General features: G+C 70.1%; 26 protein-coding genes, 1 tRNA gene and 1 riboswitch. Of the genes, 11 read left to right on the plus strand and 16 right to left on the minus strand.

The window, feature by feature from the left end; genetic code table 11:
• Nucleotide 1: 1 nt before the first annotated feature.
• The 8 genes from nuoF to TTY48_RS14525 form a co-directional block, all read right to left on the minus strand.
• Nucleotides 2-1,339 (minus strand): NADH-quinone oxidoreductase subunit NuoF, encoded by a 1,338-nt coding sequence (nuoF, locus tag TTY48_RS14490; RefSeq protein WP_255585681.1) that lies wholly within the window; start codon nt 1,337-1,339, stop codon nt 2-4.
• Nucleotides 1,336-2,058, minus strand: a complete 723-nt coding sequence (gene nuoE, locus TTY48_RS14495) for an NADH-quinone oxidoreductase subunit NuoE (RefSeq protein WP_220658154.1) — start codon at nt 2,056-2,058, stop codon at nt 1,336-1,338. The genes nuoF and nuoE overlap by 4 nt, the downstream gene beginning before the upstream one ends.
• Nucleotides 2,055-3,314, minus strand: a complete 1,260-nt coding sequence (locus TTY48_RS14500) for an NADH-quinone oxidoreductase subunit D (RefSeq protein ID WP_220658590.1) — start codon at nt 3,312-3,314, stop codon at nt 2,055-2,057. The genes nuoE and TTY48_RS14500 overlap by 4 nt, the downstream gene beginning before the upstream one ends.
• Nucleotides 3,315-3,331: 17 nt before the next feature.
• Nucleotides 3,332-4,051: an NADH-quinone oxidoreductase subunit C gene (locus tag TTY48_RS14505; RefSeq protein WP_220658155.1), complete on the minus strand. Its 720-nt coding sequence runs from the start codon at nt 4,049-4,051 to the stop codon at nt 3,332-3,334.
• Complete coding sequence (locus TTY48_RS14510) at nt 4,048-4,602, minus strand: NADH-quinone oxidoreductase subunit B family protein (protein WP_220658156.1); 555 nt, start codon at nt 4,600-4,602, stop codon at nt 4,048-4,050. Before TTY48_RS14510 ends, TTY48_RS14505 begins: the two co-directional genes overlap by 4 nt.
• Complete coding sequence (locus TTY48_RS14515) at nt 4,593-4,952, minus strand: NADH-quinone oxidoreductase subunit A (protein WP_220658157.1); 360 nt, start codon at nt 4,950-4,952, stop codon at nt 4,593-4,595. The genes TTY48_RS14510 and TTY48_RS14515 overlap by 10 nt, the downstream gene beginning before the upstream one ends.
• 115 nt (nt 4,953-5,067) lie before the next feature.
• Entirely contained in the window at nt 5,068-5,490 is a 423-nt protein-coding gene (locus tag TTY48_RS14520) for a hypothetical protein (RefSeq protein WP_220658158.1), read from the minus strand.
• Nucleotides 5,487-6,494, minus strand: a complete 1,008-nt coding sequence (locus TTY48_RS14525; protein ID WP_220658159.1) for an isopenicillin N synthase family oxygenase — start codon at nt 6,492-6,494, stop codon at nt 5,487-5,489. Before TTY48_RS14525 ends, TTY48_RS14520 begins: the two co-directional genes overlap by 4 nt.
• Nucleotides 6,495-6,645: 151 nt before the next feature.
• Here TTY48_RS14525 and eno point away from each other — a divergent pair, with 151 nt between their 5' ends.
• From eno to TTY48_RS14550, 5 genes are all read left to right on the plus strand, one after another.
• A complete protein-coding gene (gene eno, locus TTY48_RS14530; RefSeq protein ID WP_220658160.1) occupies nt 6,646-7,932 on the plus strand; it encodes a phosphopyruvate hydratase in 1,287 nt (428 codons plus the stop codon).
• A 27-nt stretch (nt 7,933-7,959) separates the two neighbouring features.
• Nucleotides 7,960-8,382, plus strand: coding sequence for a septum formation initiator family protein (locus tag TTY48_RS14535; protein WP_220658161.1), 423 nt, complete (start codon nt 7,960-7,962; stop codon nt 8,380-8,382).
• Complete coding sequence (locus tag TTY48_RS14540; protein ID WP_220658162.1) at nt 8,382-8,915, plus strand: DUF501 domain-containing protein; 534 nt, start codon at nt 8,382-8,384, stop codon at nt 8,913-8,915. Before TTY48_RS14535 ends, TTY48_RS14540 begins: the two co-directional genes overlap by 1 nt.
• Nucleotides 8,912-9,868 carry a Ppx/GppA phosphatase family protein gene (locus TTY48_RS14545; RefSeq protein WP_220658163.1) on the plus strand — a complete coding sequence of 319 codons (957 nt, stop codon included), beginning with the start codon at nt 8,912-8,914 and terminating at the stop codon, nt 9,866-9,868. Before TTY48_RS14540 ends, TTY48_RS14545 begins: the two co-directional genes overlap by 4 nt.
• Nucleotides 9,869-10,009: 141 nt before the next feature.
• Nucleotides 10,010-10,291 carry a short-chain dehydrogenase gene (locus TTY48_RS14550; protein ID WP_220658164.1) on the plus strand — a complete coding sequence of 94 codons (282 nt, stop codon included), beginning with the start codon at nt 10,010-10,012 and terminating at the stop codon, nt 10,289-10,291.
• 21 nt (nt 10,292-10,312) lie between these two features.
• Here the strand turns inward: TTY48_RS14550 and TTY48_RS14555 are convergent, their stop codons facing one another.
• Together TTY48_RS14555 and TTY48_RS14560 are read right to left on the minus strand one after the other, a co-directional pair.
• Nucleotides 10,313-10,627 (minus strand): multidrug efflux SMR transporter, encoded by a 315-nt coding sequence (locus TTY48_RS14555; RefSeq protein WP_220658165.1) that lies wholly within the window; start codon nt 10,625-10,627, stop codon nt 10,313-10,315.
• Between the two features lie 17 nt (nt 10,628-10,644).
• A riboswitch (guanidine-III (ykkC-III) riboswitch) is annotated at nt 10,645-10,709 on the minus strand.
• 103 nt (nt 10,710-10,812) lie between these two features.
• A tRNA-Leu gene (locus TTY48_RS14560) sits at nt 10,813-10,886 on the minus strand.
• 87 nt (nt 10,887-10,973) lie between these two features.
• Between TTY48_RS14560 and TTY48_RS14565 the strand changes: the two genes are divergently transcribed.
• The 3 genes from TTY48_RS14565 to TTY48_RS14575 all read left to right on the plus strand — a co-directional run bounded on the left by TTY48_RS14565 (nt 10,974) and on the right by TTY48_RS14575 (nt 12,777).
• Nucleotides 10,974-11,180: an RNA polymerase subunit sigma-70 gene (locus TTY48_RS14565; protein WP_220658166.1), complete on the plus strand. Its 207-nt coding sequence runs from the start codon at nt 10,974-10,976 to the stop codon at nt 11,178-11,180.
• An 18-nt stretch (nt 11,181-11,198) separates the two neighbouring features.
• Complete coding sequence (locus tag TTY48_RS14570) at nt 11,199-11,738, plus strand: Clp protease N-terminal domain-containing protein (RefSeq protein ID WP_220658167.1); 540 nt, start codon at nt 11,199-11,201, stop codon at nt 11,736-11,738.
• A gap of 130 nt (nt 11,739-11,868) precedes the next feature.
• Nucleotides 11,869-12,777 (plus strand): Bax inhibitor-1/YccA family protein, encoded by a 909-nt coding sequence (locus tag TTY48_RS14575; protein ID WP_220658168.1) that lies wholly within the window; start codon nt 11,869-11,871, stop codon nt 12,775-12,777.
• Between the two features lie 88 nt (nt 12,778-12,865).
• Here the strand turns inward: TTY48_RS14575 and TTY48_RS14580 are convergent, their stop codons facing one another.
• Together TTY48_RS14580 and TTY48_RS14585 are read right to left on the minus strand one after the other, a co-directional pair.
• Nucleotides 12,866-14,218, minus strand: a complete 1,353-nt coding sequence (locus tag TTY48_RS14580; RefSeq protein WP_220658169.1) for a serine/threonine-protein kinase — start codon at nt 14,216-14,218, stop codon at nt 12,866-12,868.
• A 75-nt stretch (nt 14,219-14,293) separates the two neighbouring features.
• Nucleotides 14,294-15,214 carry an SGNH/GDSL hydrolase family protein gene (locus TTY48_RS14585; RefSeq protein WP_220658170.1) on the minus strand — a complete coding sequence of 307 codons (921 nt, stop codon included), beginning with the start codon at nt 15,212-15,214 and terminating at the stop codon, nt 14,294-14,296.
• 69 nt (nt 15,215-15,283) lie between these two features.
• On the opposite strand from TTY48_RS14585, the gene TTY48_RS14590 reads away from it, so the two are divergent.
• A complete protein-coding gene (locus TTY48_RS14590) occupies nt 15,284-16,666 on the plus strand; it encodes a cystathionine beta-synthase (protein WP_220658171.1) in 1,383 nt (460 codons plus the stop codon).
• A gap of 25 nt (nt 16,667-16,691) precedes the next feature.
• Nucleotides 16,692-17,864 carry a cystathionine gamma-synthase gene (locus TTY48_RS14595; protein WP_220658172.1) on the plus strand — a complete coding sequence of 391 codons (1,173 nt, stop codon included), beginning with the start codon at nt 16,692-16,694 and terminating at the stop codon, nt 17,862-17,864.
• Here TTY48_RS14595 and TTY48_RS14600 read toward each other — a convergent pair.
• Nucleotides 17,861-18,706 carry a hypothetical protein gene (locus tag TTY48_RS14600; RefSeq protein WP_220658173.1) on the minus strand — a complete coding sequence of 282 codons (846 nt, stop codon included), beginning with the start codon at nt 18,704-18,706 and terminating at the stop codon, nt 17,861-17,863. The genes TTY48_RS14595 and TTY48_RS14600 overlap by 4 nt on opposite strands.
• A gap of 163 nt (nt 18,707-18,869) precedes the next feature.
• On the opposite strand from TTY48_RS14600, the gene TTY48_RS14605 reads away from it, so the two are divergent.
• Complete coding sequence (locus TTY48_RS14605; protein WP_220658174.1) at nt 18,870-19,892, plus strand: polysaccharide deacetylase family protein; 1,023 nt, start codon at nt 18,870-18,872, stop codon at nt 19,890-19,892.
• Between the two features lie 70 nt (nt 19,893-19,962).
• On the opposite strand, the gene greA is transcribed toward TTY48_RS14605, so the two are convergent.
• The 3 genes from greA to TTY48_RS14620 form a co-directional block, all read right to left on the minus strand.
• Nucleotides 19,963-20,457, minus strand: a complete 495-nt coding sequence (gene greA / locus TTY48_RS14610; protein ID WP_220658175.1) for a transcription elongation factor GreA — start codon at nt 20,455-20,457, stop codon at nt 19,963-19,965.
• A gap of 163 nt (nt 20,458-20,620) precedes the next feature.
• Nucleotides 20,621-21,391, minus strand: a complete 771-nt coding sequence (locus TTY48_RS14615; protein ID WP_220658176.1) for a queuosine precursor transporter — start codon at nt 21,389-21,391, stop codon at nt 20,621-20,623.
• The gene (locus TTY48_RS14620) at nt 21,388-21,816 is read right to left on the minus strand and encodes a DUF4307 domain-containing protein (protein ID WP_220658177.1); all 429 of its coding nucleotides are present in this window, start codon (nt 21,814-21,816) and stop codon (nt 21,388-21,390) included. Before TTY48_RS14620 ends, TTY48_RS14615 begins: the two co-directional genes overlap by 4 nt.
• Between the last annotated feature and the right edge of the window lie 7 nt (nt 21,817-21,823).

Below are 21,823 nucleotides of genomic sequence, written 5' to 3' on the forward strand. Positions count from 1 at the left end.
GTCACAGCGCACCTCCCGAGACCGGTGCCTCGCGCATCGCCGCCGCCGGATCGAAGGGGCACGCGCCCTCGGTCACGTGCCGCTCGTACTCCTCGCGGAAGTACTGCAGCGAACTCAGGATCGGGCTCGCGGCACCGTCGCCCAGCGCGCAGAAGGCCTTGCCCAGCACGCCGTCGGCCACATCGGCGAGGGTCTGCAGGTCCTGCTGCTCGCCCTCGCCCCGCTCCAACCGGCGCAGCAGCCGCACCAGCCAGTACGTGCCCTCGCGGCACGGCGTGCACTTGCCGCAGGATTCGTGGGCGTAGAACTCCAGCCAGCGCAGTACCGCTCGCACCACGCACACCGTGTCGTCGAAGATCTGCAGCGCCTTGGTGCCCAGCATCGAACCCGCGCCGGCCACGCCCTCGTAGTCCAGGGGCACGTCCAGGTGTTCCGCGGTGAGCAGCGGGGTCGACGATCCGCCCGGCGTCCAGAACTTCAGCTCGTGACCCGGCCGCACCCCGCCCGCGAGCTCCAGCATCTCGCGCAGCGTGACGCCGAGCGCCGCCTCGTACTGGCCGGGCCGCACCACGTGCCCGGAGATCGAGTACAGCGTGAAACCGGGCGACTTCTCCGTGCCCATGGTGCGGAACCAGTCGGCGCCGTTCGCCAGGATCGCCGGCACACTGGCGATGGACTCGACGTTGTTGACGCACGTGGGCGAGGCGTAGAGGCCCGCGACGGCGGGGAAGGGCGGACGGAGTCGGGGCTGGCCCCGGCGCCCCTCCAGCGAATCGAGCAGCGCGGTCTCCTCACCGCAGATGTACGCGCCCGCACCGCCGTGCACCGTGAGGTCCAGAGAGAAACCGTCGCCGAGCGGCGCTCCGAGATACCCCGCCGCATAGGCCTCCGCGACCGCGGCCCGGAGCCGGCGCTGCACCCCCAGCACCTCGCCACGGACGTAGATGAAGGCGTGCCGCGCGCGGATCGCGTACGACGCGATGATCACGCCCTCCACCAGCGTGTGCGGGGTGGCGAACATCAGCGGCATGTCCTTGCAGGTGCCCGGTTCCGATTCGTCGGCGTTCACCACCAGGTAGTGCGGCTTATCGGCACCGGGCTTCGGCTCCTCGCCCTCGCGCAGCTGCGGGATGAAGCTCCACTTGAGCCCGGTGGGGAAACCCGCGCCGCCGCGGCCCCGCAGACCGGCGTCCTTGACCAGCTCGATCACCGCGTCCGGCGCCATCGCCAGCGCGCGATCCAGGCCGCGGTAGCCGCCCGCGGCACGGTACGAGTCCAGGGTCCAGGGCTCGGGATCGCCCCAGTGCGCGGTCAGCACGGGGGTCAGGTGCGCGGTCACGACGGTGCCCCCTTCGCGGCCCGCAGGCCCTCCAGGGTGGGTGCGCCGCCGGCGCCCGACGCGGAGACCGCGCCGGGGCGGTCGTCGTCGAATCCGGCCAGCAGGCGGGAGGTCTCGCGGAAGGGAAGCAGCGGCGCGCCGCGGGTGGGCGACGGTGCCGTGCCCGCCCGGAGGGCGTCGACGAGGGCGCGGGCGCTCGCCACGGTCTGATCGTCGAAGAACTCCCAGTTGACCATGATCACCGGCGCGTAATCGCAGGCGGCGTTGCATTCGATCCGCTCGACGGTGACCTTGCCGTCGGCGGTGGTCCCTCCGGGCTCGATACCGAGGTGATCGCACAGCGAGGAGAGGATCGCGTCGCCGCCGAGCACGGCGCAGAGCGTGGTGGTGCACACGCCCACCAGGTACTCGCCGGTGGGGCCGCGCCGGTACATGGAGTAGAAGGTGGCCACCGACACCACATCGGCCGCCGTGAGATCCAGGGTGCGGGCGCAGAATTCGATCCCCGCGGGGGTGATGTAGCCGTCCTCCGATTGCACCAGGTGCAGCAGCGGAAGCAGCGCCGACCTGGGCTCGGGGTACCGCGCGATCAGGACGGCCGCGTCGGCGCCGAGCCGGTCGGCGACATCGGCGGGGTACTCGGTGGGGGCGCCGGGCCGGTATAGTTGCACCGATTCGTGCTGCCGTGCACCGAATTCCAGGAAGACGGGCTCGCTCATCGGTCCACACCCCCCATCACGGGATCGATGCTGGCAACGGCCGCGATCACGTCCGAGATCATGCCGCCCTCGCACATCGCGGCGACCGCCTGGAGATTGGTGAACGACGGATCGCGGAAGTGCACGCGGTACGGGCGGGTGCCGCCGTCGCTGACCGCGTGCACCAGCAGCTCGCCGCGCGGCGATTCCACCGAGACCGCCACCTGGCCCGCCGGGACCGCGAATCCCTCGGTGACCAACTTGAAGTGGTGGATCAGCGATTCCATCGACTCGCCCATGATCTCCGCGATGTGAGCGCGCGAATTGCCCAGCCCGTCGGGGCCCACGGTGAGATCGGCGGGCCAGCCGATGCGGGCGTCGTCGATCATCACCGGACCGGGTTCGAGGCGGTCCAGGCACTGTTCCACGATCCGCAGTGACTGCGTCATCTCGTGCACCCGGATCAGGTACCGGCCGTAGCAATCGCAGCCGGTGTCGGTGATCACGTCGAACTCGTAGTCCTCGTAGCCGCAGTAGGGTTCGCTGCGGCGCAGGTCGTGGGGGAGGCCGGTGGAGCGGAGCACGGGACCGGTGATGCCCAGGGCCACGGCGCCGGTGAGATCGAGGTAGCCGACGTCCTTGGTGCGGGCCATCCAGATCGGATTGCCCGTGAGCATCGAGGCCATCGCATCCAGTTGCGGCGGCAGCGTGCGCAGGAGCTCGCGGATCTGTGGCACCGCATCGTCGGGCAGGTCGGCGGCCACACCGCCGGGCCGGATGTACGCGTGATTCATCCGCAGGCCGGTGATCGTCTCGAAGACGTCGAGGATCTGTTCGCGGATCTCGAAACCCTTGAGCATGGGGGAGACCGCGCCCAGTTCCATGCCCCCCGTTGCCAGCGCGACCAGATGGCTGGTGACCCGGTTCAACTCCATCATGAGCACCCGGATCACCGAGGCCCGCTCGGGGATCTCGTCGGTGACGCCCAGCAGCTTCTCCACCGCCAGGCAGTAGGCGGTCTCGTTGAACAGGGGCGCCAGGTAGTCCATCCGGGTCACGAAGGTGGTGCCCTGGGTCCAGTTGCGGAATTCCAGGTTCTTCTCGATCCCGGTGTGCAGGAATCCGATCCCGCACCGGGCCTCGGTCACCGTCTCGCCGTCGAGTTCCAGGATCAGGCGCAGCACGCCGTGCGTCGACGGATGCTGCGGGCCCATGTTCACCACGATCCGCTCGTGGCCGGCTGCCTCGGCGGCGATGTCGTCCCAGTCCGAGCCCATGGCGGTGTACGTGGCGGTCACGAGTACGACCTCCGCGATTCGGGCGGCGCCACCTGGGCCCCGAGGAATTCGACGCCGATTCCGCCCAGCGGGTAGTCCTTGCGCTGCGGGTGCCCGTCCCAATCGTCGGGCATCTCGATGCGGGTGAGTGACGGGTGTCCGTCGAAGACGATCCCGAAGAAGTCGTAGGTCTCCCGCTCGTGCCAGTCCACGGTGGGATACACGGCGAACAGCGACGGGACGTGCGGATCGGCATCGGGGCAGCGGGTTTCGAGCCGTAGCCGCCGGCCGTGGGTGATGGACTGCAGATGCGTCACCGCGCGCAGCTCGGCGCCCGGGTCCTCGGGGAAGTGCACGCCCGAGGTGCCCAGGCACATCTCGAATCGCAGCTGCGGATCGTCGCGCAGCAGCCGCGCCACGGCCACGAGGTGCTCGCGCGGCACCTGCAGCGTGACCTCGCCGCGGTGCACCACCACCGCGTCCACCGCATCGGCGAAGGGTGGCGCACCCTCGTGCTCGGAGAGCGCCTCGCGCAGCCGGGCCAGCACCCCGTCGTACCCGTCCGGGAGCGGCTCGGCGCCCGGTCCGGGCATCGCGACGGGGCGCCTGATGCGGCCGTACCCCGAGGTGTCGCCGGTGCCGCTGGAGCCGAACATGCCCTCTCTGGTGCGCACCACATCCGGTGCCGGACCGGCGGGTTCGACCGCACCGTCGGGTGTTTCGGGAGTGTCGGTCATCGCAACAGTCCCCGGAGTTCGATGGTGGGCGTGGCGGCGAGGGCGGCGGCCTCGGCGGCGCGGCGGGCCTCCTCGCGGTTGCTGCCCATGGGGGTGTGCGCCACCTTCTCGTGCAGCGCGATCAGCGCGTTGAGCAGCATCTCCGGGCGGGGCGGGCAGCCGGGGAGGTAGATGTCCACGGGAACCACGTGGTCCACTCCCTGCACGATGGCGTAGTTGTTGAACATGCCGCCCGAGCTGGCGCACACCCCCATGGCCAGAACCCATTTCGGCTCGGCCATCTGGTCGTACACCTGTCGCAGTACCGGCGCCATCTTCTGGCTGACCCGTCCGGCGACGATCATGAGGTCGGCCTGCCGGGGCGAGGCGCGGAAGGCCTCCATGCCGAACCGGGCGATGTCGAACCGCGGGCCGGTGGTGGCCATCATCTCGATGGCGCAGCACGCCAGGCCGAAGGTGGCCGGCCACAGGGAACCCTTCCGTGCGTACCCCGCCACCGTCTCCAGAGTCGACAGCAGGAAGCCGCCGGGGACCTTGTCCTCTAATCCCATTCGAGACCGCCTCGGCGCCATTCGTAGGCATAGGCGACGGACACGTTCACCAGGAACAGGGCCATCGCGAGGAGCCCGTAGAAACCGAGCACATCGAAGTGCACGGCCCACGGATAGAGGAAGACGATCTCGATGTCGAAGATGATGAAGAGCATCGCCGTGAGGTAGAACTTCACCGGGAAGCGGCCGCCGCCCGTGGGATGCGGCGACGGATCGATGCCGCACTCGTAGGCCTCGAGCTTGGCCCGGTTGCGGCGCCGGGGCCCCACGTACCGCGCCACTCCGACTGAGAACACGGCGAAGGCCGTCGCGATCGCCCCCAGTACCAGGATCGGCACGTACGGATTCACGGCCCTGCTCCCTCCGCTGTGTGTGCGAAAAGCCGAAGGGGAGAACCGGTTAGGCCACCCTGACTTCGGTTGTGAGCTACATCACAACTATAGGTCTGAAGCCTGGGTACGGGTTCTATTCGCGGAATTCGGCGGCGGTGTGTCGGCCGGCGGCCGCCATGAGGAGCCCCGCGGCGGCGCCGGCCAACGCGAACGGATCCAGCGGATGCGAGACCCAGGCGTCGGCGTGCGACCACGTGGCGAGCCATCCGTCCGCCTTGCGGGCCGTGATCACCAGGATCGGCGGGCAGGGCTCGATCTCATCGCGGAGCTGTCGCGCCAGTCCGATGCCGCCGGTGGGTGCCGCCTCGCCGTCGAGGATCGCCAGATCGATCCCGCCCTCGTCGAGGCGGGTGATCACGGTGGGCGCGGTCGCGGTCTCGATCACGGTGATCGGGGGCAGATCGGGAGAGGGGCGGCTGCCCAGCGCGGCGATGATCTCCGCGCGGTGCTGCGCGTGGGAGCTGTAGATGAGGACGAGCGGGCCGGCGCCGGTCATTCCCCCACGATAGGTTCCGGCGCGGCGGCAGGAGCGGGATTCGGATAGTGCCGTGCCGCCACATCCGGGTGCGCGCGCAACCGGCTCTTCCACGCGTTGCGTCCGTAGGTGTCGAAGATCGGGTTCTCGGGGTCGACGGTGACCCCGCTGCGCAGTTCCGCCGGGAGTGGCAGGCGCGGCATCCGCGCGTGCACCGACGGATTGAAGAAGTACGGCACCGAGATCCGGTCCGCACCGGCGCGGCGATTGACCACCCGGTGCTGCGTGGCGCGCAGGTATCCCTCGGTACCCACCTCCAGCATCTCGCCGAGGTTGACGATGAACGCCCCCGGCAGCGGCGGAACGTCGACCCACTGCTGCGTACCCGGCGGCAGCACCTGCAGTCCCTCCGAATCCGGATCGACCAGCAGCAGGGTGAGGACACCGGAATCCTTGTGCGCGCCCACGCCCTGATCGGTATCGGTGCCGGCCGGGTAGCGGACCACCTTGATCAAGGTGGCCGGCTCGGTGGCGAAGGCCGCGTCGAAGACGTGCGGATCGGCGCCGAGGGAACGGGCCCAGGCGCGCAGCAGCGTGAGCGCGATGCGCGAGAGGTCTGCGTCCCAGTGCTCCATCACCGTGCGCAGCTCCGGCAGAGCCGCCGGCCACTGATTCGGCCCCACCAGGTTCCGGTGATCGGGACCCGGACCCGACGGTGCCGGTCGTTCCGGGCCGAGGTCGATCTGCTCGCGCCAGTCGACGGCACCCCGGGTGAGTTCGCCCCCGAGCCGGGTGTAGCCGCGGAAGTGCGGCGAGTTCACCATCGCGATCGCGTCCTTCTGCGCCTGCGGCAGCGCGAAGAAGCGGCGGGCCACGGCGAGCACCTCGGCGATCCGCTCCGGTCCGAGCCCGTGCCCCGTGAGGTAGAAGAAGCCCACGTCGTGCGCGGCCGCGCGCAACCGTCCGTCGAAGCCGTCCGGGTCGGAGTCCAGCAGCGACAGATCCAGGACGGGTACCGCGGTCATGTCCGGAGAGTAGCTCCGGCGTGGCGGCGATCACCCGATTCCGATCGGCCTGATTCGCCCCGACCGCGCGCCGAGCTTCGCGTCGCTGTGGCCGGGCATTAGGCTGAGCCGCGAGATTGTCGTGAGCTCGGCCAGTGCATAAGGAGAGACCGTGTCCGAAATCATCCAGGTAGGCGCCCGAGAGATCCTCGACTCCCGTGGCAATCCCACGGTCGAGGTCGAGATCGTGCTCGCCGACGGCAGCTTCGCCCGCGCCGCGGTGCCGTCGGGTGCGTCGACCGGTGAGCACGAGGCCGTGGAGCTGCGCGACGGTGGCGAGCGGTACGGCGGCAAGGGCGTCACCAAGGCCGTCGAGGGCGTGCTCGAAGTGATCGCGCCCGAGGTGATCGGCATCCCCGCCGACGAGCAGCGCATCATCGACCAGACCCTGCTGGACTTGGACGGCACCCCGGACAAGAGCCGCCTCGGCGCCAACGCCCTGCTGGGTGTGTCGCTGGCCGCGTCCAAGGCCGCCGCCGAATCGGCCGCGCTGCCGCTGTTCCGCTACCTGGGCGGCCCGAACGCGCACATCCTGCCCGTCCCGATGATGAACATCCTCAACGGCGGCGCGCACGCCGACAGCGGCGTGGACGTCCAGGAGTTCATGGTGGCCCCGATCGGCGCCGAGACCTTCAAGGAGTCGCTGCGCTGGGGCACCGAGGTCTACCACTCGCTCAAGTCCGTGCTCAAGAGCAAGGGCCTGAACACCGGCCTCGGCGATGAGGGCGGCTTCGCCCCGTCCGTCGCCGGCACCCGCGAGGCGCTGGAGCTGATCTCCGAGGCCATCGGCAAGACCGGCCTCAAGCTGGGCTCCGATGTCGCACTCGCGCTCGACGTGGCCGCCACCGAGTTCTACACCGCGGGCAGCGGCTACAAGTTCGAGGGCAAGGTGCTCAGCGCCGCCGAGATGGGCGAGTTCTACGCCAAGCTGATCACCGAATTCCCGCTGGTCTCCATCGAGGACCCGCTGTCGGAGGACGACTGGGACGGCTGGGTCGACCTCACCGACGCCATCGGCGACAAGATCCAGCTGGTGGGCGACGACCTGTTCGTCACCAACCCCGAGCGGCTCGAGGACGGCATCGCGCGCGGCGCCGGCAACGCGCTCCTGGTGAAGGTCAACCAGATCGGCACGCTCACCGAGACCCTGGACGCCGTCGCGCTCGCGCACAACAACGGCTACAAGACCATGATGAGCCACCGTTCGGGCGAGACCGAGGACACCACCATCGCCGACCTGGCCGTCGCGGTGGGCAGCGGCCAGATCAAGACCGGCGCCCCCGCCCGTTCCGAGCGCGTCGCCAAGTACAACCAGCTGCTGCGCATCGAGGAGGAACTGGGCGACGCCGCGCGCTACGCCGGCGACACCGCGTTCCCGCGCTTCGAGTTCACCAGCTAGACCCACAGAGCGAAGGAGCACAGCACCGTGAGCAGGACCCGCGTGGTGACCGCGCGCAATTCCCCCGGGGGCGGCGACCGCCCCGAATCGGGGAGCGCCGGTCGCGTCGTCGTGCTGTTCGTGGTGCTGTGCGTCCTCGTCCTGACCCTCGCCGTGCCCGTGCGGACGTACCTGTCCGAACAGGCCCGTGAGGACAAGGTGGCGGCCGAGCACTCCCAGCTGCTGGCCGACATCGCCCGCCTGGAGGAGCAGAAGCGTCTGCAGGACGATCCGGCGTACATCAAGCAGCAGGCCCGGATCCGGCTGCAGTACGTGATGCCGGGGGAGACCGCCTACCGCGTGCAGTTCCCCGGCGTCCCGGCGCCCACGCCCGAGCAGATCGAGGCGGAGCAGTCGAAGCAGAATCCCTGGTACACCAACGTGTGGCGCACGATCGCCGTCCCGCACTGATGTCCGGCGACGCAGCGGCCGTCCCGCAGGCCGATCTCGACCGGGTCGCCGAGCAACTCGGCCGCGTTCCGCGCGGCGTGCTGGCCGTGGCCTACCGCACGCCCGACGGTGACCCGGCGGTCGTGAAGACCGCGCCGCGGCTGCCCGACGGGACGCCCTTCCCCACCCTCTACTACCTGACCGATCCGCGGCTCACCGCCGAGGCCAGCCGGCAGGAGAGCGCCGGTGTGATGCGGGAGATGGAGGCGCTGCTCGCCTCGGATCCCGAGGTCGCGGCGAACTACCGCGCCGCCCACGAGCATTACCTCGCCTCCCGGAACGCGCTGGAGGACTTGGGAACCGACTTCACCGGCGGCGGCATGCCCGACCGGGTCAAGTGCCTGCACGTCCTGATCGCCTATGCGCTCGCCGAGGGCCCGGGCACCGTGTGGCTGGGCGACGAGGCGGTGGCGCTGGCCGCCGCCGCGGGCCTGCGCGGAACCGCCATCCCCGCGGACTGGCCGGAGCCCCGTTACCCCTGGGGCGGGCAGTGAGCGCTGCCGTCGGGACGACGGTGGCCGCGATCGACTGCGGCACCAACAGCATTCGCCTGTACGTCGCGCGCCGGGAGGACGGCGGGCTGGTCGAGCTGACCCGCGAGATGCGGATCGTGCGGCTCGGACAGGGCGTCGACGCCACCGGGCGCTTCGCCGCCGACGCCCTCGACCGCGTCCGGGTGGCGCTCGACGACTACATCGATACCGCACTGCGGCTGGGCGCCACCGCGGTGCGGATGGTGGCCACCTCCGCCGCCCGCGACGTGTCCAACCGCGACGCCTTCCTCGCCCTCACCGCCGCCGCGCTGGGCCGGATCACCCCCGGCGCACAGGCCGAGGTGATCCCCGGCACCGAAGAGGCGGAACTGTCGTATCTCGGTGCCACCGCAGGACTTCCGGCGAGCGACCCCGTCCTCGTGGTGGACCTCGGCGGCGGCTCCACCGAGCTCGTCGTCGGCTCCGGCGGCGTGGTGGACCGCGCCTTCTCGGCGAACATCGGCTGCGTCCGGATCACCGAGCGGACCCTGCCCTCCGACCCGCCCACCGCCGCCGAGGTCGCCACGGCCCGGACCGTGATCGACGAGGCCCTCGACGAGGCCGTGCGCACGGTGCCGTTCGACGGCGTGCGCACCTGGATCGGCGTGGCCGGCACGTTCACCACCCTGGCGGCCCTCGCGTTGGGCCTCACCGAGTACGACCCGCAGCGGATCCACGGCGCGCGAGTGCCGCTCGATCGACTGACGGAGTTGTGCCGGTCGCTGGTGGGCATGACCTCCGCGGAGCGGCTCGCGCTCGGCCCCATGCATCCCGGTCGCGCGGACGTGATCGGTGGCGGCGCGCTCGTGGTGATCGCCCTCGCCGAGCGCCTCGCGGCGGTCGGTGTGACCGAGCTCATGGTGTCCGAACACGACATTCTGGACGGCACCGCGATGGGGCTTCTCCAGTCCTGACCTGGGAAAACGCGAACCGTTGCCCGGTGTTAACGAACTGTTGACACACTCACAGCGTTCTGGCACTGCCACAGCGGGTTTCGCCGCTTACGGTGATCTCACAACCGACGGGGAAACCCGTTTCGGCGAAGGGAGCAGGACATGGAGAAGGTCTCCGTCAAGAGCGTCGTCGTGGTGCTGGACGGTACGAAGGGCACCGTGGATCTGGTGGCCGAGCTGTCGCGCCGAGGGACCCGCGTGACCGCGGTGGGCGAGAACTTCCGCGACGTGGTCTCGGTGCTCTCGGGCGATGTCTACGCGCTCGTCGCCGATCTGGCCGATCCGGAGCAGTGGGAGACCGCGCTGCTGCGCGCCGAGCGGCGCCACGGCACCGTCGAGCAGATCCTGGACCCGGCCGGGCGCCTCGCACCGCTCGCGGCCTGACCGCACCGTCGGGCGCGGCGGTCAGTGGGCGAGTTTGAGCCCCACCACGCCGCCCACGATGGCGACGATGCACAGCACCTTGATCAGCGTGGCGGGCTCCTCGCCGGTGACCATCGCGTAGATCACCGTGAGGGTGGCGCCGATGCCCACCCAGACGGCGTACGCCGTGCCGGTGGGCAGATCGCGCATCGCGTAGGCGAGGCCGGCCATGCTGGCTACGAGCGCCACGCCGAAGACGACGGAGGGGGTGAGTTTGGAGAAGCCCTCGGACTTGCCGAGCGCGGTGGCCCAGACGGCCTCGAGGATGCCGGAGATGATCAGAACGATCCAAGCCATGATGTGAACCTCCTAGGTTCACACCGTCTTTTCGCTGGCCGGGTACGGTGTGCCTCGTCCGGATGTCTGTTTGCGACGCCACTGAGGCTACCCGATTGGCCGCCGGTGGCAAGCTTCTCGCGCAGGTGGTGAGGAACCTCACCGGATGCGGGCACGAGAGTCCGACCGGAAGACGTGAATGTCGGTGCCCCCACCGGGGTTCGAACCCGGACTGCGCAGATTTTAAGTCTGCTGCCTCTGCCAGTTGGGCTATGGGGGCGCGCCGACGAGCCTAGCGCGGCAGGCGCACCGTCGAACCTGTCAATGCGCGTTGACAGGTGCACGGCGTCAACGTAGATTGACAGGTGTGAGCTCACCACCCACCCTCGTCGGATCGGCGGCATCCGAGGACCCTGCACAGGGTCTGCGAGCCGTCGTCGCACTGCGCAAACTGGCTGACCAACTCGAGGCTGTTCAGGTGGCCAATGCCAGGGGCCTCGGCTGGTCCTGGCAGGACATCGCCGAACACCTCGCGGTCTCGCGCCAGGCGGTGCACAAGAAATACGGCAAGTAAGCCGGGAAGTAGGACGCCATGTTCGAGCGATTCACCAAGAGCGCCCGCATCTCCGTGGTGCTCGCGCAGGAAGAGGCCCGCGAGGCGGGCGCCGACCGCATCACCCCGACCCACCTCATGCTCGGGGTGGTCGACGGTGCCGACGATGAACTCAAGCGCGAGCTCGCCGACATCGGCCTCACCGCCGAGGCGATCCGCGCCAGCGGCGTCGGGCGCGTGATCACCGATCAGGATGCGGAAGCGCTCAAGGAGGTCGGCATCGATGTCACGGCGATCGCCGACGCCGTGTCCACCAAGTTCGGCTTCGACATCCTCCGGCCGATCCGCAAGCGTTTCGCCACCGGCAACATCCCGTTCGGGCCCGGTTCGAAGAAGTCGCTCCAACTCGCTCTGCGCGAAGCGACCCATCGCAAGGACCGCAGCATCGGCGCCTCACACGTACTGCTCGGCGTGATGCGCAGCGACGATCAGGAAGCGCTCGGTGCCATCGAGTCGGTGCTTCCGCCCGCTGAGCTGCGGCAACGCCTGTACGACCTGCTGGACCGACCTGCCGCCTGAATCCTCTCTGCGTGATCGTCCGCCGAACGGTAAGCTAATCGTAAAGCGATGTGTCCGAATCGGGAACCTCCGGGCGGGCGCGTTCGTTGAACAGTTCGTAGGTGCACGTGACAAGCGAAAGGACAGCACGGTGCGCGAAAGCAGCAATCCGATCCTGCGGGGAATGACGCGCGGGAATCAGCAGCCGGCGGGCGTACCGCAGCAGGGGTACCCGCAGGGCTACAACCAGCAGGGCTACAACCAGGCGGCGGGCTTCGGCATGGGTGCCGCGGGTGCCGCCGGCGCGGCCCAGGGCATGCAGTACGGCCAGCCCCAGGCCCCGTACGAGACCACCACCGGTGGCCGCACCATGACGGTCGACGATGTGGTCACCAAGACCGCCGCCACCCTCGGCGTGCTCATCGTCTTCGCGGCCGCCGCGTACTTCCTCGTGGGTGCGAACCCCGGCCTCGCCACGCCGCTCACCATCGTCGGTGCCATCGGCGGCCTCGTGCTGGTGCTCATCGGCACCTTCGGCCGCAAGATGGACAACCCGGCCATCGTGCTCTCGTACGCCGCGTTCGAGGGCCTGTTCGTGGGCTCGATCTCGTACGTCTTCGCCAACTGGGTGATCGCTGACGGCATCAACGCCGGCGCCTTCCTCTCGCAGGCCATCCTGGGCACGTTCGGCGTGTTCATCGGCATGCTGGTGGTCTACAAGACCGGCGCGATCCGCGTGACCCCGCGGTTCACCCGCATGATGTTCGGCATGCTGATCGGCGCCATGGTGCTCGCCCTCGGCAACCTGGTGATCGGCCTGTTCTCCGGTGGTGCCGGCCCGCTGCGCGACGGCAGCACCCTGGCGATCATCTTCTCGCTGGTGATGATCGGCATCGCGGCGTTCAGCTTCCTGCTGGACTTCGACCAGGCCGACCAGCTCATCCGCGCGGGCGCTCCGGCCAAGGCCGCATGGGGCGTGGCGTTCGGTCTCACCATCACCCTGGTGTGGCTGTACGTCGAGATCCTGCGACTGCTGAGCTACTTCTACAGCAACGACTAGTCGCCGACCGCGACCACGAAGGCCCCCGCTCCGGCGGGGGCCTTCGCCGTTGCGTGGCAGCCGTTGCGGGGATCAGCCGTTGCGGGGATCACTCGTTGACGACGACCCGGTCGCCGCTGCGGACCATGGCGCCGGGTGCCGGGTTCTGCGTGGTCACGACCTCGGCGGCGGGATCGACCACGCTGAGTGTGAGGCCGAGGGTCCGGGTGGCCTCCGCGGCCTCCGCGAAGGACAGCCCGCGCAGGTCGGGCATCGTCGCCGCATCCGCGGAGGCATCAGCGGGCGCATCGCCGACCAGCTCCGAGGACCCCGGGGTCGCCACCGGCGTCGCCGCGGGCACAGCCGAAGCGCCGCTACTGCGCACCGAGGCGGAGTGCGCCGTGCCCACCAGCGCAGCGCCGGCGAGCATGAAGGCGGCCGCGACCACCACCATCACGCGATGGCGTCGGCGCGGCGCCGTGGCGAATGTGGGCGCGGCGCCGGTGGGTTCGGGGCGCAGCGGGGCGGGTTCCGCGCGGGGAGTCGGCGACTGCGGACGGGTCCCGGTGCCCGAGGGAACGGTCACCGCAGGAACGGGAGCGGCCACCGTCGGCGCCGCAGCGGAGAGCGCGCGGTCGAGTGCTGCGACGAACTCGCGCGACGAACCGAATCGCTGCAGGGGATCGGCGTTCAGGCCGCGGCCGAGCACCTGGTCGACGGCCGCGGGCAAGGCGGCGTTGCGCTGCGTGGCCGCGGGGACGGGAACCGTGAGCTGGGCGTCGAGCACTGCCGCGCGCTCGCCGCGGAACGGTGCTGTGCCCGTGAGCATGGTGAACGCCGTGGCCGCGAGGCTGTACTGATCCGAGCGGTCGTCGCTCGGGTGCCCCGTGAGCACCTCGGGCGCGGCGTAGCCCGTGGTGCCCAGCGCCATCCCGAAGGCCGTGATGTTCGCGGGGGCATCGGCCGCTTTGGCGATGCCGAAATCGGCCACCGTCACCCGCTCGATCCGGGGACCGACTCCCACCACGAGGATGTTGTCGGGCTTCACGTCCCGGTGCACCACCCGGTGCTGCGTCCACGCGTAATCGAGGGCCTCCGCGGTCGCACGCAGCACGGCGAGGGCCGCATCCGGAGGGAGCGGGCCGCGCCGCAGCAGATTCCCGACCGACGTCCCCGCCACGTACTCCATCGCGATCCACGGCCGCCCGTCCCACCAACCGCGGTCGTAGACCTCCACGATGTTCGGGTGGGTGAGCCGCGCCAGGATGTCGGCCTCACGCTCGAACCGCGCCAGCGACGCCGGATTCGACGGTGCGGCGGCCGTGCGCAGCACCTTCAACGCCTGCATCCGCGGCAGCCGCGGATGCCGGACCAGGAAGACCTCGCCCATGCCGCCCGCCCCCAGCCGGCGGACCACCGGGTACTCATCGATCCGGGAGGGGAGGGGAGAGGTCGCATGCACGGGTCGATCCTCGCGGCGGCAGGCACCGGCATCGTCCTAGCCATGTCCTGATTCGGTCACAGCGACGCACCGGTCTCAGTCGCGGGCGCGCAGGGCCCGCCGCAGACGCGCCGTGATGCGCTGCGCATCAGCGGCCTCCGAGACCTCGGGCGGCGACGGCAGCGGGCCATGCCACTCGCCCAGCGCCGCCAGCACCTCGGGCAGGATGAGCCGCGCCGCCAGCTCGTAGCCCGCCGCCGACGGATGGAAGTTGTCGGGGGAGAACATCCGCTCCGGCGCCTGGAGGAATTCCGGGGTGAGCGTGTCGGCGAAGGGCACCGGATGTCCGCCGGCGGCCAGCACCTGGGCCTTCTGCCGCGCCGCGAGTTGCAGACCGTACCGCCGGATCACCGACCGCAGGGGTTGCGGAATCGCCGTCACGACACCGATATCGGGGCATGTCCCCACGATCACCTCGGCACCCGCCTCCCGCAGCTGGCGCACCGCCTCGCCCAGCCGTCGAGCCGACGGTTCGATCCCGTTCAGCGCGGTCACATCGTTGCCGCCCACGATGATCACCGCCACATCGGGGATCTGCTTCGCGATGAAGGCCGCCTCGATCTGACCGGCCAGCCCCTTCGACGTGGCGCCCACGATCGCCTTGCACGCGTACTGCACCGTGCGGCCCGTCTCCGCCACCAGGCCGCGCGTGATCAGCACCCCCGGGGTGTGCTCGGCATCGTCGACCCCGAGACCGGCGGCGGTGGAATCCCCGAAGACCATGAGCTTGACGTCCGCCGGATGCGCCGGACCGGGCCGCTCGACTCCGTCGCGCCCGGGGTAGTAGACGCCGTCCTTCGACGGTGCCTTGTCGGTGCGGTGGGGGATCACGGTGCGGGCGGTGCGGGCCTGCTTGGTGAGCAGCGCATACGCGCCCCAGGTGGCACCGGCACCACCGGCGGCGGCCGCGGAGGTGCGAAGGGCGTCGCGCGTGAACCGGCGCCGGGTGTAACCCATGAGCACAATCTACTGGCGATCCCGTACACCGGCATGAAGGCGCGGGGAGCGTTCTGGGACGATAGAGCCATGCGTATCGCAGGACACGTCAGCGAGTTGATCGGCGACACCCCGTTGGTGCGGCTGAACTCCGTGGTCACCCCCGGATCCGGCCTGGTCGCGGCGAAGATCGAGTACCTCAATCCGGGCGGGTCCAGCAAGGACCGCATCGCCGTGAAGATGATCGACGCGGCGGAGAAGTCGGGTGAGCTCAAGCCGGGCGGCACCATCGTCGAGCCGACCTCCGGCAACACCGGCGTGGGCCTGGCGATCGTCGCGCAGCAGCGCGGCTACAAGTGCGTCTTCGTGTGCCCCGACAAGGTGAGCGAGGACAAGCGCAACGTCCTCAAGGCCTACGGCGCCGAGGTCGTCGTGTGCCCCACCGCGGTGGCGCCCGAGCATCCGGACTCGTACTACAACGTCTCCGACCGGCTCACCCGCGAGATCCCCGGCGCGTGGAAGCCCAACCAGTACTCCAACCCGAACGGCCCGGCCAGCCACTACGAGACCACCGGTCCCGAGATCTGGCGCGACACCGAGGGCAAGATCACCCACTTCGTGGCGGGCGTCGGCACCGGCGGCACCATCACGGGCACCGGCAAGTACCTCAAGGAGGTGTCGGGCGGCACGGTCAAGGTGATCGGCGCCGACCCCGAGGGCTCGGTGTACTCCGGCGGCACCGGCCGCCCCTACCTCGTGGAGGGCGTGGGCGAGGACTTCTGGCCCACCGCTTACGATCCCGACATCCCGGACGAGATCATCGCCGTTTCCGACGCCGATTCCTTCGAGATGACGCGGCGGCTCGCCCGCGAGGAGGGCCTGTTGGTGGGCGGCTCCTGCGGTATGGCCGTGGTCGCCGCGCTCCGGGTGGCCGAGCGCGATCCCGATGCGGTGGTCGTGGTGCTGCTGCCCGACGGTGGCCGCGGCTATCTGTCGAAGATCTTCAACGACAAGTGGATGAGCAGCTACGGCTTCCTGCGTGCCCCGCTCGACCCCAACGAGCAGGAGGCCCTGGTGGGCGACGTGCTGCGCGGGAAGAAGGGCGAGCTGCCCGACCTCGTGCACACGCACCCCTCGGAGACCATCCGCGACGCCATCGAGATCCTCGCCGAGTACAACGTCTCCCAGATGCCCGTGGTCGGCGCCGAGCCGCCGATCATGGCCGGTGAGGTCGCCGGCGCGGTCACCGAGCGCGAGCTGCTCTCGGCCGTCTTCGAGGGCCGCGCGGCACTCGCCGACCCGGTGAGCAAGCACATGGGCCCGGCGTTCCCGCTGATCGGCGCGGGCGAGCCGATCAGCGCCGCCAACTCCGCGCTGCGCGAGTCCGACGCCCTGATGGTGATCGACGACGGCAAGCCCGTCGGCGTGATCACCCGGCACGACGTGCTCGGCTTCCTCTCCCACGGCAAGTAGCAGGCAAGACGAAAGGCATCGCATCATGAGTGAGCAGAAGAGCGCCGCCGACAGCCGTGCCGCGCAGGGCTTCTCGACCCGCGCCATCCACGCCGGCTACGAGCCCGATCCGTTGACCGGCGCGGTCAACGTGCCGATCTACGCCAGCTCCACGTTCGCCCAGGACGGCGTCGGTGGCATGCGCGGCGGCTTCGAGTACGCCCGCACCGGCAATCCGACCCGTCGCGCCTACGAGGCCAACCTCGCCGCGATCGAGGAGGGCACGTTCGGCCGCGGCTTCGCCTCCGGTATGGCCGCCACCGATACGCTGCTGCGCGCCACGCTGCGCCCCGGCGATCACCTGATCATCCCCGACGACGCTTACGGCGGCACCTTCCGCCTGATCGACAAGGTGTTCTCGCAGTGGGGGATCGAGCACACCCCGGCGCCGGTCACCGACGTCGACGCGGTGCGCGCGGCGATCCGCCCGAACACGAAGCTGGTGTGGATCGAGACGCCCACCAACCCGCTGCTCAACATCGGCGATATCGAGGCCCTCGCCGAGGTGGCGCACGCCGGCGGCGCGAAGCTGGTGGTGGACAACACTTTCGCCAGCCCCTACCTGCAGACCCCGCTCACGCTGGGCGCGGATGTGGTGCTGCACTCGGTCACCAAGTACCTGGGCGGGCACTCCGACACCGTCGGCGGCGCGCTGGTCACCAACGACGAGCAGCTCGACACCGATTTCGCTTTCCTGCAGAACGGCGCCGGTGCCGTGCCCGGACCGTTCGACGTGTACCTCGCGCTGCGCGGCATCAAGACCCTCGCCGTGCGGATGGACCGGCACTGCGACAACGCCGAGCGGATCGTCGAGTTCCTCTCCGGTCGTCCCGAGGTCTCGACGGTGCTGTACCCGGGCCTGGAGAGCCACCCGAACCACGCGGTCGCGGCCAAGCAGATGAAGCGCTTCGGCGGCATGATCTCCGTGCGGCTGGCGGGCGGTCGCGAGGCGGCGCAGCGGTTCTGCGCCCGGACCGAGGTGTTCACCCTGGCCGAGTCGCTGGGCGGCATCGAATCGCTCATCGAGCACCCCGCGGCCATGACGCACGCGTCCACCGCTGGCTCGCAGCTCGAGGTCCCCGAGGATCTGGTGCGCCTGTCCGTGGGCATCGAGGACATCGGCGATCTCATCGCCGACCTGGAGAACGCGCTCGGCTAGTCGAGGCGTTCGAGCCGGTAGTGCAGTTGCAGGGCGGGGCGGGATCGCACCGATAGCCAGTGGTCGGTGCGGAGCACACCCTGCTCGTCGACGAACACCCGGAAGCGTTCGCGCAGTCGTGCTCTCGCGGCGTACCAGTCGCCGCCGGACCGCACGGTGATGTACGCGCCGTCGCGGCCGAAGGTCTCACCCCGGGAGAGCAGGGTCAGCGCACCGTCGCGCTCCGCGCGGGGCGTGAGGAAGACTTGCACGTTGCCCTCCTCGAGCGGGAACGAGACGTGCACGTGCGGCTGCGGGTCGCCGGGCGTACCCCCGACGCGGTAGTAGCCGCTGTACACCGACGATCCGTCGGCGCCGAGCGTGCGCAGCCACGCGGTCCCGGCCCGCTCACCCTCGGCGTCGAGGACGGGCCGCACCCGGCTCGTCATGCCGCGGCTCACCGCGAGGGGCTGGACCGGCAGCGCGAGTTGCTCGACCCGGCGCCCGAACAGTCGCGCCACCGCCTCGCCGCCCGGCGCGAAGACCGCGCTCCACTGCGACCAGACATCCATCCGGTAGGCGCCGGTGTGCTCGTAGAAGTCGCGGACCAGCGGGTGCAGGTCCGCGGAGCGGAAGTCCGGCCCGTCCAGGGCGCCGATGTCCGGGATCAGGCCGTCGTCGGCCGTGCCGGCCCCGACGCGTCCCGCGCGCTCCCACTGCTCGAGCCAGGCGTCGCCGCCGGCCCCGACCGGGTTGGACGGTGCGGCGAGCCAGGACTGCGCACCGTCGGGATCGATCCGCCGCCCGACGGTGCGCCAGAACAGGCGCGTTCCCCGGTCGATCGCGCTCCACGGCACCCCCATGTGGCCATGATGCGGTGGGTCCGCGCCCGAGGCAAGCCGCGCGGCCGGGCGCCGCGGGTGTAACGACTCGGTCACCATCCGCTGCCGCGACTACCGAATCGTGGCTGATGAGACTAGTGTGACTGGTGTTGTAGAAGATGACACAAGTGTCTGGAGTGTGCTCTTGAGGCCCAAACAGAGCCGAAAGGTCCGCAACTATGCGGTCGGCGGAAGTGCGCTGGTGATCGCCGGCGCCATCGTCGGTGCGTGCACGGTGAACGGGACGTCCACGGACCGTGCGGGTTCGAGCCTGACCTTCGATCCCTTGCCGTCCAGCACCCCGTCCGCGGTCCCCGGCGCCGGGCTGAGCCCGGGCGGTACCGCACCCGGTCAGCCGAGCGCCCCCGCGACATCGTCGCCCGCCCCGCGCACCATGACGGTCGTCGTGCCGCCGCCGGCTCCGACCGGTCCCGCCGCGCCCGTCGCCCCCGCTCCCGCCCCGACCGCACAGGCCGGCGCACCGTCGCCCCAGGCCGCGGCGCCGGCCGGACCGCCCCCGCCGAGCCCGACCTCGGTGCCGAGCGCCGTGGCCAAGCCCGTGTACCTGCCCGACGGCTCGGTGGACTGCGCGAAGAGCAAGTGCGTCGCGCTCACCTTCTCGGGCGGCCCCGGACCCGCCACCCGGCAGTTCCTCCAGACCCTCGATCAGCACAATGCCCGCGGCACGTTCTTCGTGACCGGCGCCCAGGTGACGCTGAACCCCGACATCATGGTGGCCATCGCCGGTACCGGCAACGAGGTGGCGAACGGCACCTGGTCGCAGCCCGATATGACCACGCTGTCGGCGGAGGAGAACAGCACGCAGCTCTCGCAGACCAATGCGGCGGTGCAGCAGACGGTGGGCATCACGCCCACGCTGTTCCGGCCCATGGGCGGGCACACCTCGCAGTCGGTGGTGGACACCGGGAAGAAGCTGGGTCTGTCGCAGATCCTGTGGGACCTGGACACCCGCGATTACAACTACCAGGGCGACCCGGACGGTCTGACCAAGGTGCTGATGCAGATGAAGCCCGGCCAGATCGTCATGCTGCACGACACCTTCCTGGCATCGGCGACGGCTCTGGACCGGGCTCTGACGGACCTCACGAATCAGGGGTACGCCTTCGTCACCGTGAGTCAGCTCCTGCGCACGCGCTCCGCCGGATAGGCCGGCCGCACAAGGGAACCGAACGATGACGCGGGCTCACTCCACGCCGGAGTGAGCCCGCTGTCGTCTGTTACGAGTGGTAGGGCTCCGCGCTCACCAGGGTGACCTTGACGGTGGCACCGCTGGGGATGGTGTACTCGCGGGTCTCGCCTGCCTTCGCGTCGATGAGGGCGGCACCCAGCGGCGAGCTGGGGGAGTAGACCTCGAGGCCGCCGTCCTGCGCGCCCTCCTCACGAGTGGCGATGAGGAAGGTCTCGGTGTCCTTCTCGTCGCCGTCGTAGTAGACCTTCACGACCGAGCCGGGGAGCGCCACACCGGACTGGGTGGGGGCCTCGCCGACCTTCGCGTTGTTGAGCAGTTCCTGCAGCTGGCGGATGCGCGCCTCCTGCTGGCCCTGCTCCTCGCGGGCCGCGTGGTAGCCGCCGTTCTCCTTGAGGTCGCCCTCTTCGCGACGCTCGTTGATCTCGGCGGCGATGACGGGGCGGTTGGCGATCAGCGCGTCCAACTCGTTCTTGAGGCGCTCGTGCGACTCCGGGGTCAGCCACGTCACCTGAGTGTCCGTCATGTCACTTCCGTTCGTCGTAGTGGTTCAGGGGCCGCTCGGGCGACGTGCCCGGGAGCGGACCGGCCCCGGTCGGCGCCGGGGCCCGAAATGCAGCAATACACGGCTCCGACGCGGAACCGTGCATCCCGCAATCTTACCATGACTAGCGTCATGGTGCCGGGGGTCAGACCTGGAGCAGGGCTTGCTGGTAACTGGGCTCGCGGCGCTTGAGGAAGGCGCAGGCCGCGTAGCTGAGCGGCATGATGACGATCTCGACGAGCGTCTTCCAGACGAAGCCGATGATCGTGTACGCGACGAACTCGGAGCCCGACCAGCCGATCGCCGGCGCGGCGATGGAGCAGAAGACCAGGGTGTCGAAGAACTCGCCGACCACGGTGGAACCCAGGAGCCGGGACCACAGGTGCTTCTCGCCGGTCCAGGCCTTCATCCGCACCAGGACGTAGGAGTTCATGAACTCACCCACGACGTATCCGGCGAGACCGGCCACCAGCAGCATCGGCACGACGGTGGCGATGGTGTCGAACGCGGCGGCCGAAGCGGGCGCATCGGCGGGTGCGGGCAGCAGGCTGGTGATCCACATGCACGTGGCCGTGAGCACCAGCATGCCGAAGCCCACGGCGATCACGCGGCGCATGGCCTTGAATCCGTACACCTCGGAGATCACGTCACCGAGGACGTAGGCGAGGGGGAAGAGGTAGAAGGCGCCGTCCGTGGGGAGGCCGTCGAAGGTGAGGCCCATGATCTCGAAGTGCAGCGACGACGACCACAGGCTCACGGCCTTGGTGCCGGTGATGTTCGAGATGATCATGACGCCGACGAAGATGCCGACGAGCGCGGGGAAGTAGGGACTGGGGATCGTGGCGAACGCCGGCGCGCTGGTGCGGGCCGGCCGCCCAGACTTCGGTTCGTTCTCGGGGGTGCTGTCAGTGCTCACGAACGGTCAAGGTACGCGGGCACGTCGGTTCCGCAACCGAAGACGTCGCCCACGGCGGCGGGAGCGGTGGTGCGCACCTCGCTCGAGACCACCACGACGGGGTCCGCCGAGGGCTTGACGTAGAACTCGCGGCGGCCCACCTCGTCGCCCGCCTTGTTCTTGGCGCGCACGATGCAGCTCACCGGCTGCGAGGCGTCCTTGCGGGTCACCGTGACCTGCACCTCGACGGTGGAATCGGACACCACGGAGTACCCCGCCGTCTCGCCGCTCACCGGCTTGTCGGAGAACTTCGAGTAGCCGAGATAGGCCAGGCCGACGCCGAGGAAGACCACGACCACGAGCCCGATCACCAGCAGCCGGCGGGTGTGCCGGGGATCCTGCTCGTCGGGATACCGATCGGACGGCCGGGCGGGGACGGTGGACATGCCTCCA

The sequence above is a fragment of the Tsukamurella sp. TY48 genome (assembly GCF_019656655.1).
Taxonomy (GTDB): domain Bacteria; phylum Actinomycetota; class Actinomycetes; order Mycobacteriales; family Mycobacteriaceae; genus Tsukamurella; species Tsukamurella strandjordii.